Origin of the sequence: Streptomyces sp. NPDC088706 (assembly GCF_044752765.1) — a bacterium.
In the GTDB taxonomy this organism is placed as follows: domain Bacteria; phylum Actinomycetota; class Actinomycetes; order Streptomycetales; family Streptomycetaceae; genus Streptomyces.
On record NZ_JBIVLW010000008.1, the window covers coordinates 262,560 to 273,554 of the forward strand.

Here is a 10,995-nt window from a genome sequence, read left to right on the forward strand (position 1 = left end):
CGCGTTTCCCTGGCCGCCGGCTTTTTTTCCTTTCCCCGCGGTCATCCCGGGGCGGCCGCCCGCGGGGCTCTACCTCCCCCCGGGCGCACGCCGGCCCTCGCGCGTGCGTCACAGAATATTCATTGACCGATGAGCCGGGCCGGGACATGCTGTAGGCCGCGCCTGGGTCCGGCGACGCGGGGGATCGCCGGAGTCAGGCGCGCTCGCGGAACACCGAGCGCGGCACAGCGCTCAAGCGGGGGTACGGGCGTTGCCGCCGGTCGCGGCGGCCCACTCCACCAGCAGACGCTGGTACTCGGCCTCGTCCTGTGGGGACAGGTATCCGCCCGAGCGCTGCCACAGGCCGCGAATGGCCGCGTTGACCTCTGTGGCGGAACGCGTGGAAACGGACGACGACGACATCGGGGACATGGATACAAGGCTACGGCCCCGATCCGATGATCCGACCTCCCGCAGGACGGGATATCCCTCACACGGTGGGGGTTCGGCACGGGATATCGGTCACACCCCGGGCTCCGGTGCCTGATGGGTCACACTCCTGGCGCGGCCGCCCGACGGGTCACACCACGGGCTCCGCCGCCCGACGGGTCACATTTCCGGCTCCGCCGCCCGACGGGTCACGCTCCGGGAGTATCCGGCGACGGCGAACGCCACCACCGCCCCGCCCAGCAGCGCCCCGCCCACCACGTCGGTCAGCCAGTGCACCCCCAGGTACACCCGCGTCGCCGCGACCCCGATCGCCGAGACCACCGCCACGGCCACCGCCGCGGTCCACAGCACCGGGCCCGCGCCGTACAGCCGCAGCAGCCACAGGAGCAGCCCGCAGCTCACCACCGCCGTCATGGCGTGCCCGGAGGGAAAGGCCGAGAAGTGCGCCGAGTCCACCGGGTCCGGCCAGCTGGGGCGCTCACGGTTCACGGCGGCCTTCACTCCTTGCGAGAGGAGCGAGCCGAGCAGACTGGCCGCGGCCACCCAGAGCGCGAGCAGCCGTGCCCCGCGCCACCACAGAGCGACCACGGCCGCCGCGATCAGCGCGCGCATGGTCCACGGGTCCCAGAACCAGTCCGTCAGTACCCGGTTGACCCGGACCAGTCCCGGCTCGGCCACCGCATGCCGGTGCAGGGTCTCCGCGACCGTCCGGTCCAGGGTCAGCAGGGGGGACCACTGCGCCGCTACCAGGGCGAGGAGCGCCACGAACAGGGCGACGCCCGCGGTCCCGGCCGCCAGGGCGGCCCGGGGGCGGGGGGAGGGGGTCGGCGGGGTGGGGTGGGGGGAGTGCATGGGGTGATCCTCGCGGACGCCACCGCCGCGTGGCCAACCCGGAGCGCGAACGGCCTCGGTCGGAGTTCCGATCCGCGTGGCCGGCCCAGTGCGCTGAGTCCCGCTTCTCGCGGTCGGCCCAGTGTGCTGAGTTCCGATCCTCGCGGTCGGCCCAGTGCGCGGAGTTCCGATCCTCGCGGTCGGCCCAGTGCGCTGAGTCCCGTTCCGTGTGGCTAACCCAGTGCGCGGAGTCCCGGAACGAAAGCCACCGCGAGCGGGACGACCGGAACCAGTGCCGCCGCCGCCGTCAGGCGCAGTCGGCGCCCCGCCGTCAGCCGGTCGACCGGGGCCAGCAACCGGTTGACGCGCAGCGGCACTTGGGCGTCCGGGGTGGGGCAGGGGCCGAAGACCCCGCGGTCCTCGTTGAGTCCGACCAGGGCCAGCGCGGTCGTCAGCCGGCCGAACCGGCGCGAGGCCACGTCATCGGCGGCCAGCTCGACCAGCCGGTGCATCTCGTCGCGGAACGCGGCGAACACCGGGATTTGCGGGAAGCCGACGGCCAGTGCCGAGGAGCAGTGCAGCAGCCAGTCGTGCCGAGCCTGCGCGTGGCCCTGCTCATGGGCGAGCACGGCGTCCAGCTGACGGCCCTTCAGCCGCCCGAGGGCGGCGGTGGTGATGACCAGCTGGGGCGCCGCGCCGGGCAGCCACCAGGCGTCCGGACGCTCGCCCTCCAGCACCACGAGGCGGTCGGCGCCAGGCTCCTCGCCCGGCATCAGGGGGGAGCGGACCAGCAGTTCCGCCCGGCGCTGCCTCCGGCGCCGCCGCGCCCGCCGGACCTCCCGCAGGAGCATCGCGCCGCTCCACAGGCCGCCCAGCGCCAGCAGCACCGCGATGACCGCCGACCAAGGGCCGTACGCGGCCAAGGCGTACGCCTCGACTACGGCGTGCGGGGCAGGGGCGAAGACATGGCCGCGTACCGCCTGCCAGGCGGCGGCCGCGCTGAGCGTCATGGAGAGCGCGAACGACAGGAGCACCCCGGCCACCACGCACTGCCACACCCACAGCGCCACCACCGGCTCCCGCTCCGGCCATCGGGCCCGGGCCATCAGGCGCGGGGTCACCGAGGCGGTCAGTGCACCGAGCAGCAGCAGCGCGAGGGAGACCAGCATGGCGCCAGCCTATGAGGGGCGGGCGACCCTCGGGTATGGCTGCGTCCGGCAAGTGACGTAGACCACGGCCGTGGCGCCCCCTGTCCCACGATCCGTCTCACAAGGTGAGAAGCATGGCGAACATGGCGATGCCCATCGTGAGCCGGCAGGCCCTCGTCAGCTCGGTCCCCCGGTCCGCCCCGCCGCCCGCGACGCGGCCCCCGGCGCCGTGTACGTCGCCCTCCGCGCCGCCGCCCGCGAAGCTCGCGACGCCCGTCCCCGCCGGTATGAGGTGCCCGGCGGAGCGCAGCACGTAGAGCGCGTAGTAGACGAGCAGCGCCCCCGTCAGCAGCGGAATGCCCCCGGCGCCTCCCGCGGTCGCACCATGCCCGGCGTGGCCGCCCGCACCCGTCGCCCCCGGGGCCATCGTCACGGCCATGTAGACCATCGCCAGCGAACCGACCAGGTGGTGCAGCTGGTGGGCTCCGCGCCCGGCCGACCGGAGCGCCCCCAGCGCGGCGGCCCCGAACACCACCGCGTACACCGCCCAGGCCCCCTCCGGGGGTGTCAGCGCCGCGGCCGGTACGGCCATCGCCGCCATGCCGAAGCCCATCAGCGCCTCGCCGCGCGCGGTCCCACGCTCCTGCGGGGTGCCGGTGCGGGTGCGCAGCAGACAGTAGGCGCCGGTCACCGCGCACAACGCCATCAGCAGCCAGCCGGCCAGGGCCCCTCCGTGCACGGCGAACCTCCCCCTCGGACGTACAGCGACGTACGGCACCCCTTGGTCGATGCCCAGGCCCGAGGTGCCGAACCCGGCGCGCAGGGGCGTGAAGGGGGTGCGCCGGGGCCCGGGAGGGGCGCTCCGGGTCGCGTTACTCTCGACCCGCACGCGTGCACGGCACGCATGGAGCAGCAGAGAACGGAGCGTTCCCATGGACATCGCCACGCCCCCCGGCTCGGCCCGCCTGACCTTCCGCGACGCGACCGAGAAGGACGCCCCGGCGCTGGTGGCGCTCATCGAATCCGCCTACCGCGGCGACTCCAGCCGCACCGGCTGGACCACCGAGGCCGACATCCTCCAGGGGCAGCGGACCGACGAACAGGGCGTGCGCCAGGTGATCGACGCTCCGGCGGGCCGGCTGCTCGCGGTCGAGCGCGACGGCGAGCTGATCGCCTGCTGCCAGCTCGAACACCGCGGCGAGGTGGCGTACTTCGGGATGTTCGCGGTCCGCCCCGGCGCCCAGGGCGGCGGTCTCGGCAAGGTGATCATCGCCGAGGCCGAACGCACGGCCCGCGCGAGCTGGGGCGTCACCGAGATGCACATGACGGTGATCTCGGTGCGCGATGAGCTGATCGCCTGGTACGAGCGGCGCGGCTACCGCCGTACGGGACAGCTCACGCCGTTCCCGTACGGCGACGAGCGCTTCGGCATCCCGCAGCGCGACGATCTGGCCTTCGAGCTCCTGGTCAAGAACATCGAGGACCGCTAGAGCCCTCCGTTCGGACCGGGCCGGGGAGAGCCGGCGGGGGAGGGGCGCGGGGGTCAGGCGGTGAAGCGGCCCGTGCGGCGGATCTCGGGGAAGTCCGTGGTCGCGCCGTCCAGCCCCAGCGCCCGGGCCAGGCGCAGCTGGTCCTGGGTGTTCACCACCCAGCCGATCACCTTGACGCTCTCCGCGTGCGCCAGTTCCACCACCTCCAGGGTGAGCCGCCGGATGTTCAGCGCCAGTGTCGCCGCGCCCGCCGCCCTCGCCCGGTCCACGATGTCCCCGCTCCAGCGGCTGGCGATGAGGACCGTCCGTACCCCCGGCACCAGACGGGCGATCTCGGTGACGGCCTCGTCGTGGAACGAGGAGACCTCCACCCGCCCCACCAGACCGCGGGCCAGGAGCACGTCCGCCAGCGCCCGGGCCGCCGCCACGTCCTTGATCTCGGCCTGGAGCGGGGCCTTCACCGCGTCCAGGACCTCCTCGAAGACCGGGATCCGCTCGCCCTTCCCGGCGTCGAGCTCACGCAGCTCCGCCAGGGTCTTGCCCGCGATCGGCCCGGTGCCGTCGGTGGTGCGGTCCACGTCCGCGTCGTGCATCACGGCGAGCGCGCCGTCCTTGCTGAGGTGGAGATCCAGCTCGATGGCGTCCATCCCCGCTTCCTCCGCGCGCGCGAAGGAGCGCAGGGTGTTCTCGGGCTCCACGCCCATCACTCCGCGATGACCCAGGGTGAGAAAGGACAAGGCGACCTCGTTTCCGTCGGCGGCGGCCCGCCAACTGCTGCTGCCTGCACGGAGATACGGCATCACGGCACTGGGGAGGGTAACGGCCGGGGCCGTCGATGTCTGCCGCCGTGCGGACCCGGTCGGCCGGATGCCGGAGGGACTGACGGAACTGTGCGCCTACCCAGCGTGAGACAGGAAAAACAGCGGTGACGATGGGGATCGACAGGATAATTTTCGGGGCTTCACTTGTGTGAAGTAACCCCCCGCGGCTACGGTGACTCCACGCGAGGTTCTCCCGTGGAGGAAGTGTTATGACGGAAATTCTTGTGCACGGTGCCGCCGACGGCGCGATAGCTACTGCCCCGCGGGTGGTCGAGCACCCGGCCTGGCCCGCGCTCAGGGATGCCGTCGAGGAGATCCGGCCCTGGCAGTCCAAGGACGGCTCCATCGACTTCGAGACCGAGGGCGCCCCGTCCCCCGCGACCGTGGAGCGCGTCGTGGAGCGGGTGATCGGCGCGGTGGAGGAGCTCTCCCCGCTGCTGCCGCACGACACCGCCTACCACCGTGCGCTCGTCGCCGACCTGCGCCGCTGGGCCGCCGACGGCTTCCGCGTACCGGACTTCCTGGACTCGCTGCTCGCCTTCCAGCCCGCGAAGGACCGCCGCGACGGCCTCCAGCACCTGGCCGTCTTCGCGATGTACACGCAGAACGGCAACCCGGACCGCAACCTCGAAGCGGTCGTGCTGAAGATGGTCTGGCCCGAGTGGCTCGCCGACCTCGAAGCCACCCGCTACGACAACCCGCTCTTCTGCGGGATCACCTTCGAGGACTTCACCGCCGGTTACGACACCAACTCCGCGGTGCTCTTCCCGGAGACGATCGCCGTGCGTGAGGCCCCCGAGCGCTTCACCTGGGGCGGCATCTTCTGCGACCGCGAGGCCGCCCGCTTCCGCCGCGTCACCGAGGCCTCCGTCGAGCTGCTCGGCCTGGAGCTGCCCGAGGACATCCGCGAGATGATCGGCGACCAGACCCGCTGCGAGCAGGCCTTCGTCCTGTGGGACATGGTCCACGACCGCACCCACAGCCACGGCGACCTGCCGTTCGACCCGTTCATGATCAAGCAGCGCCAGCCGTTCTGGATGTACGGCCTGGAGGAGCTGCGCTGCGACCTCACCGCCTTCAAGGAGGCCGTGAAGCTGGAGGCCGAGGGCAACGCGCACGGGCGGGACGTCCAGTACGCGGTCCTCTTCGACCGGATGTTCCGCTTCCCCGTCACCGGCGAGCGCGTGCGCAACTACGACGGCCTCGGTGGCCAGCTGCTCTTCGCCTACCTCCACAAGCACGACGTCGTCCGCTGGACCGACAACACGCTGAAGATCGACTGGGAGCTGGCCCCGCAGGTCACCAACCAGCTCTGCGCCGAGATCGAGAAGCTCTACCGCGACGGCATCGACCGCCCCAAGCTGGTCCACTGGTTCGCCGCCTACGACCTGGTCTCCGAGTACCTCGCCCCGCACCCCGGATCCACCTGGGCCAAGGGTCCCGACGCCCTGGACCTCACACAGCCCCCTCGCAAGCTCGTCGACGACGTGCTTCCGGACGAGTTTCCCCTGAGCATGTTCTATGAGGCGCTCGCCAAGAAGCTGAAGCACGTGATTGCCTCCACCAAGGGAATCACCGCCGCGAGCGCCGAGCAGGCAGCCGCGTGAACGCATCTCCCGAGGAGGCGGTGGCCATGAACGGAATCGGCAAGGGCGAGGGGACAGGTGTGCTCGAAGGTGCTGTGATCGCGGTCGCCGGAGCGGCGGGACCCGCGGGCCGCGCGACGCTGCTGCGGCTCGCGGAGGCCGGCGCGACCGTCGTCGGCTGCGACGCCAACCCCGAGCGGCTCGCCGAAGCGGTGGACGCCGCCCGCTACGCCCACGGCGGCGCCACCGTCACCGGGGAGACCGTCGACCTGTTCGACCTCGACGCCGCCCGGGACTGGGCCAAGCGGACCGAGGCCGAGTTCGGCCGGATCGACGGCCTGGTCCACCTCGTGGGTGGCTGGCGCGGCAGCCCCAGCTTCCAGGAGACCAGCCTCGCGGACTGGGACTCCCTGGAGAAGCTGCTGATCCGCACCGTCCAGTCCACCTCGCTGGCCTTCCAGGAACCCCTCCAGCGCAGCGACAAGGGTCGCTACCTGCTCATCAGCGCCGCCGGTGCCGGCAAGCCCACCGCGGGCAACGCCGCCTACTCCGCCTCCAAGGCCGCGGCCGAGGCCTGGACCCTGGCGCTCGGGGACGCCTTCCGCAAGGCGGGGGGCGAGGACGGTCCCGCGGCGGCGGCTGCGATCCTGGTGGTCAAGGCACTGGTGAACGACGCCATGCGCGCCGAGCGCCCGAATGCGAAGTTCGCGGGCTTCACCGACGTCACGGAGCTGGCCGAGGCCATCGCCGGAGTCTGGGACAAGCCCGCCCCCGAAGTGAACGGAAAGCGCCTGTGGCTGACCCCGCAAACGTGAGGACCGACGCGCGCCGGCACCACGACCCGCAGGTGCGCGGGTTCGCCAGCGACAACTACGCCGGCGCGCACCCCGAGGTCCTCGCGGCCATCGCCCTCGCCAACGGCGGCCACCAGGTCGCCTACGGCGAGGACGACTACACCGGCCACCTCCAGCGCGTCATGCACAGCCACTTCGGCCCCACCGCGGAGGCCTTCCCGGTCTTCAACGGCACCGGGGCCAACGTGGTCGCCCTCCAGGCGCTCACCGACCGCTGGGGCGCCGTCATCTGCGCCGAGTCCGCGCACATCAACGTGGACGAGGGCGGCGCGCCCGAGCGGATGGGCGGCCTCAAGCTCCTCACCGTACCCACGCCGGACGGCAAGCTCACCCCCGAGCTCATCGACCGGCAGGCGTACGGCTGGGACGACGAGCACCGGGCCATGCCGCAGGTCGTCTCGATCACCCAGAACACCGAGCTGGGCACGGTCTACACCCCCGACGAGATCCGCGCCATCTGCGACCACGCCCACGAGCGCGGCATGAAGGTGCACCTCGACGGAGCGCGGATAGCCAACGCCGCCGCCTCCCTGGACGTGCCGATGCGGACGTTCACCAATACGGTCGGCGTCGACGTGCTGTCCTTCGGCGGCACGAAGAACGGCGCCTTGTTCGGCGAGGCCGTCGTCGTGCTGAACCCCGATGCGGTCCGGGCGATGAAGCACCTGCGCAAGCTCTCCATGCAGCTCGCCTCCAAGATGCGCTTCGTCTCCGTCCAGCTGGAGGCGCTGCTGGCCAAGGACCTGTGGCTGCGCAACGCCCGGCACGCCAACGCCATGGCCCAGCGGCTCGCCCAGGGCGTCCGGGCGATCGACGGCGTGGAGATCCTCTACCCGGTCCAGGCCAACGCCGTCTTCGCCCGGCTGCCGCACGCGGTCGGCGAGCGGCTGCAGCAGCGCTTCCGCTTCTACTTCTGGGACGAGAGCGCCGGTGACGTCCGCTGGATGTGCTCCTTCGACACCCGCGAGGACGACGTCGACGCCTTCCTCCAGGCGCTGAAAGAAGAGATGGCGCGGTAGCGCGCCCGTCGCTTACTGCATGAGTATGCGGCCGACCGGAAATCAATTGATCTCCGGTCGGCCGCTTCGTACGCTCCGGGACCATGGAACTGATCCAGCGGCACCCGGATACCGCCGCGTATCTAGCAGCCGACGAGGCCATCGACCACGAGCATTCCGTCGTCGCCATCCCGGCCGGGCTCTGCTACCAGCGGCTCACCGACGACGACGGGACGAACCCGGGCGTGCACGGCTTGGTGGCGTTGCGGCTCCCCGGCCACGAACGCTGGGCCCGGGTGGACCCCCGGGGCAACAGACCGGGCGTCGACGCGCAGTTCTCCCTCGGAGCCGAGCGGCTGGCCTGGGCGGTACGCGAGGAGATCGGCGAGGTGGACTATCCGGCGATCCACGCCACCCCTCCCACCGAGGTCCTCCACGCCCTGCGGAACGCCCGGGACCGCGCCGAGCTCTGGCAGGACCTCCCCACTCGGCTCTGAGCCCCCCGGGGCGGTGTGCGCCGGAGGGCTCAGGGGTGCTCAGAGGTGTTCAGGGGTGCTCGAAGGGTGTCGCTCAGCCGAGCTCGCGTACCTGCGCCGGAGTCGGGGCCGTACCGCCGAGATGGGCCGGTACCCACCACGTGTCACTCGCGTCCTTCGGGCGCACCGGGTACGCCCGCTGGGCGGCCTCCAGCAGCTCCTGCACGCGCTCCCTCAGACGCCGGGTGATCGCACCGGCGTACTGGTCGGTGGGCGCCTCCACGGGCTCGCCCACCCGGATGGTGATCGGGATGTGGCTGCGCTTGAAGTTGCGCGGCCGCCCCTTGGTCCAGATCCGCTGCGTGCCCCACAGCGCCATCGGGATCAGCGGGACCCCGGCCTCCTGGGCCAGGCGCGCGGCACCCGACTTGAAGCTCTTCAGCGTGAACGACTGCGAGATGGTGGCCTCGGGGAAGACGCCGACGATCTCCCCGGACCGCAGCGACTGCAGCGCGTGCGCGTACGCGTCCTCGCCCTGCTTCCGGTCGACCGGAATGTGCTTCATCCCGCGCATCAGGGGACCGGAGACCTTGTGCCGGAAGACCGATTCCTTCGCCATGAAACGGACGAGCCGCTTCTGCGGCAGGGCGCCCAGGCCGGTGAAGATGAAGTCGAGGTAGCTGATGTGGTTGCTGACCAGCACCGCGCCACCGGTCTTCGGGATGTGCTCCGAACCCTGAGTGTCGATCTTCAGGTCGAGCGCCTTGAACAGGGTGCGAGCGGCGCCGACGACCGGTCGATAGACGAGTTCTGCCATCTGGAGAAGACCCTTCTTCAGCGCCTGGGGAGGGTTCTCCCGGCGGAAGTTACGCAGCCGTAGGTTTTCGGCATGGTGGCGATGGTGCCCCATGCGCGGGCCGGAGGCCAGTCCCGGTGGGCCCGGAATGCGAGATTCTCGTCACGTGCGCGTCCCCTCCAAGCTGCGGGAATGTCCTGCGGCCGCCCGGTGCTGACCCCTTGCGAGAAGCTCTGATCAGGAGGCGGCAGTGGACGGTGGAGCACCCGGGCAGCGGCTCGACGCGACCCAACTCGGCGCGGAACTCGGACAACGGGCCACCCTCGTCCAGTTCTCCACCGCCTTCTGCCAGCCGTGCCGGGCCACCCGCCGCACGCTCCTGGAGGTGGCCGCCATGGTCGAGGGGGTCGCCCACGTCGAGATCGACGCCGAGGCGCATCTCACGCTGGTGCGGCAGCTCGACATCACAAGGACACCGACCGTGCTCGTGCTCGACGCCGCGGGCGCGGTGGTCCGCCGTGCGTCCGGTCAGCCCCGCACCGCCGACGTCGTCGCGGCGCTGGGACGGGCCATATGACGGACCGTGACGCATCTCCCACATGGCGGGACACCCTTGACTGCACCCACCACGCATCGTCAGTCTGACGCTATGCCGCCAGAACTCCTTCTCTACGGCCGGGTCCATGTGGACCTCGCACGCCACGCGAGTGCGCGCTGTCCGGGTGCCTGAGCAACCACGGCCCCGAACGCCCCTCCCGCAGAAGGACACCGCCATGACGGCCTCGCCCGAACTCGCCCCCTCCCTCACCGCCTCGCCCGAGCTCCTGCGCTCCGTCTTCCGCCGCCACGCCGCGGGCGTCGCGGTGATCACCGCCACCGGCGACCGGCCGGTCGGATTCACCGCGACCTCGCTCAACTCGGTGGCCGCCGAGCCCCCGCTGATCTCCTTCGGCATCGGGACGTCCTCCTCCAGCTGGCCGGTGCTGGCCGAGGCCGAGCACGTCGGCGTCCACATACTCGGCGAGCACCAGCGGGAGCTGGCCGCCACGTTCGCCCGCAGCGGCGCCGACCGCTTCGGCCCGTCCACCGACTGGAGCATCGGCCCCGAGGGCGTTCCACTGCTGGCCGGGGTCTCCGCGTGGCTGGTGTGCCGCGTGGTGGCCCGCATCCCGGCGGGCGACCACCGCATCGTGATCGCCGAGGCCCTGGCCGGTGACCCGTCGGGGGCCGGCCGGCCCCTGGTCTACCACCAGGGACGGTTCACGGCTCTGCGAGACTGAGGGCGAGCAGGCGGCACGCAGGGACGTTTCCTCCGTTGGCAAGGTCACAGTGCGGAGCGCTTGCCCAGGGGGAAGAGACTGGGTGTACTGGCGAGTAATATCGGCCGGGAGCCCGGTCGGCCCGACCGGAAACGGCCCTGTAAGGCGCCTATGCTGCGTGCAACAAGGCAGCCCAGAAATGACGATGCAGTAGGAGAGCCGGCGTGAGCTTGAGGATCGTTGTCTGTGTGAAGTACGTGCCCGACGCGACCGGTGACCGGCATTTCGCCGATGACCTGACGCTGGA

At 71.6% G+C, this 10,995-nt stretch carries 13 protein-coding genes and 1 pseudogene; 8 read left to right on the top strand and 6 right to left on the bottom strand.

Annotated features, from left to right (window positions below; genetic code table 11):
* Nucleotides 1-231 precede the first annotated feature (231 nt).
* From ACIQAK_RS20800 to ACIQAK_RS20815, 4 genes are all read right to left on the bottom strand, one after another.
* Entirely contained in the window at nt 232-411 is a 180-nt protein-coding gene (locus ACIQAK_RS20800) for a hypothetical protein (RefSeq protein ID WP_366390372.1), read from the bottom strand.
* 177 nt (nt 412-588) lie between these two features.
* The gene (locus ACIQAK_RS20805; protein WP_366390147.1) at nt 589-1,281 is read right to left on the bottom strand and encodes a phosphatase PAP2 family protein; all 693 of its coding nucleotides are present in this window, start codon (nt 1,279-1,281) and stop codon (nt 589-591) included.
* A 212-nt stretch (nt 1,282-1,493) separates the two neighbouring features.
* The gene (locus tag ACIQAK_RS20810) at nt 1,494-2,429 is read right to left on the bottom strand and encodes a M56 family metallopeptidase (protein ID WP_366390146.1); all 936 of its coding nucleotides are present in this window, start codon (nt 2,427-2,429) and stop codon (nt 1,494-1,496) included.
* A gap of 97 nt (nt 2,430-2,526) precedes the next feature.
* Nucleotides 2,527-3,147, bottom strand: a complete 621-nt coding sequence (locus ACIQAK_RS20815; RefSeq protein WP_366390362.1) for a DUF5134 domain-containing protein — start codon at nt 3,145-3,147, stop codon at nt 2,527-2,529.
* Nucleotides 3,148-3,340: 193 nt separating this feature from the next.
* Between ACIQAK_RS20815 and ACIQAK_RS20820 the strand changes: the two genes are divergently transcribed.
* Entirely contained in the window at nt 3,341-3,898 is a 558-nt protein-coding gene (locus ACIQAK_RS20820) for a GNAT family N-acetyltransferase (RefSeq protein WP_366390145.1), read from the top strand.
* Between the two features lie 53 nt (nt 3,899-3,951).
* Here ACIQAK_RS20820 and ACIQAK_RS20825 read toward each other — a convergent pair whose 3' ends face one another.
* On the bottom strand, nt 3,952-4,635 hold the full coding sequence (locus ACIQAK_RS20825; RefSeq protein ID WP_366390144.1) for a glycerophosphodiester phosphodiesterase family protein: 684 nt from the start codon (nt 4,633-4,635) through the stop codon (nt 3,952-3,954).
* Between the two features lie 293 nt (nt 4,636-4,928).
* Here ACIQAK_RS20825 and ACIQAK_RS20830 point away from each other — a divergent pair, with 293 nt between their 5' ends.
* The 4 genes from ACIQAK_RS20830 (at nt 4,929) to ACIQAK_RS20845 (ending at nt 8,654) form a co-directional block, all read left to right on the top strand.
* Nucleotides 4,929-6,326 (top strand): DUF6421 family protein, encoded by a 1,398-nt coding sequence (locus ACIQAK_RS20830; protein WP_366390143.1) that lies wholly within the window; start codon nt 4,929-4,931, stop codon nt 6,324-6,326.
* Between the two features lie 26 nt (nt 6,327-6,352).
* On the top strand, nt 6,353-7,120 hold the full coding sequence (locus ACIQAK_RS20835; protein WP_366390361.1) for an SDR family NAD(P)-dependent oxidoreductase: 768 nt from the start codon (nt 6,353-6,355) through the stop codon (nt 7,118-7,120).
* Entirely contained in the window at nt 7,117-8,178 is a 1,062-nt protein-coding gene (locus ACIQAK_RS20840; protein WP_366390360.1) for a low specificity L-threonine aldolase, read from the top strand. Before ACIQAK_RS20835 ends, ACIQAK_RS20840 begins: the two co-directional genes overlap by 4 nt.
* Before the next feature lie 83 nt (nt 8,179-8,261).
* Nucleotides 8,262-8,654: a hypothetical protein gene (locus ACIQAK_RS20845; protein WP_366390142.1), complete on the top strand. Its 393-nt coding sequence runs from the start codon at nt 8,262-8,264 to the stop codon at nt 8,652-8,654.
* A gap of 73 nt (nt 8,655-8,727) precedes the next feature.
* Here the strand turns inward: ACIQAK_RS20845 and ACIQAK_RS20850 are convergent, their stop codons facing one another.
* Nucleotides 8,728-9,450, bottom strand: coding sequence for a lysophospholipid acyltransferase family protein (locus ACIQAK_RS20850; RefSeq protein ID WP_366390141.1), 723 nt, complete (start codon nt 9,448-9,450; stop codon nt 8,728-8,730).
* A 229-nt stretch (nt 9,451-9,679) separates the two neighbouring features.
* Between ACIQAK_RS20850 and ACIQAK_RS20855 the strand changes: the two genes are divergently transcribed.
* From ACIQAK_RS20855 to ACIQAK_RS20865, 3 genes and pseudogenes are all read left to right on the top strand, one after another.
* Nucleotides 9,680-10,006, top strand: a complete 327-nt coding sequence (locus tag ACIQAK_RS20855; protein WP_366390140.1) for a thioredoxin family protein — start codon at nt 9,680-9,682, stop codon at nt 10,004-10,006.
* Nucleotides 10,007-10,202: 196 nt separating this feature from the next.
* Complete coding sequence (locus tag ACIQAK_RS20860; protein WP_366390139.1) at nt 10,203-10,709, top strand: flavin reductase family protein; 507 nt, start codon at nt 10,203-10,205, stop codon at nt 10,707-10,709.
* Between the two features lie 203 nt (nt 10,710-10,912).
* Nucleotides 10,913-10,995: pseudogene (locus tag ACIQAK_RS20865) on the top strand (electron transfer flavoprotein subunit beta); the annotation flags it as partial.

Bases quoted from the DNA above. Each gene is read 5' to 3' on its own strand.
- ACIQAK_RS20835 (WP_366390361.1), top strand. From the start codon at position 6,353: ATGAACGGAATCGGCAAGGGCGAGGGGACAGGTGTGCTCGAAGGTGCT.
- ACIQAK_RS20805 (WP_366390147.1), bottom strand. From the start codon at position 1,281: ATGCACTCCCCCCACCCCACCCCGCCGACCCCCTCCCCCCGCCCCCGG.
- ACIQAK_RS20830 (WP_366390143.1), top strand. From the start codon at position 4,929: ATGACGGAAATTCTTGTGCACGGTGCCGCCGACGGCGCGATAGCTACT.
- ACIQAK_RS20810 (WP_366390146.1), bottom strand. From the start codon at position 2,429: ATGCTGGTCTCCCTCGCGCTGCTGCTGCTCGGTGCACTGACCGCCTCG.
- ACIQAK_RS20820 (WP_366390145.1), top strand. From the start codon at position 3,341: ATGGACATCGCCACGCCCCCCGGCTCGGCCCGCCTGACCTTCCGCGAC.
- ACIQAK_RS20800 (WP_366390372.1), bottom strand. From the start codon at position 411: ATGTCCCCGATGTCGTCGTCGTCCGTTTCCACGCGTTCCGCCACAGAG.
- ACIQAK_RS20845 (WP_366390142.1), top strand. From the start codon at position 8,262: ATGGAACTGATCCAGCGGCACCCGGATACCGCCGCGTATCTAGCAGCC.
- ACIQAK_RS20850 (WP_366390141.1), bottom strand. From the start codon at position 9,450: ATGGCAGAACTCGTCTATCGACCGGTCGTCGGCGCCGCTCGCACCCTG.
- ACIQAK_RS20860 (WP_366390139.1), top strand. From the start codon at position 10,203: ATGACGGCCTCGCCCGAACTCGCCCCCTCCCTCACCGCCTCGCCCGAG.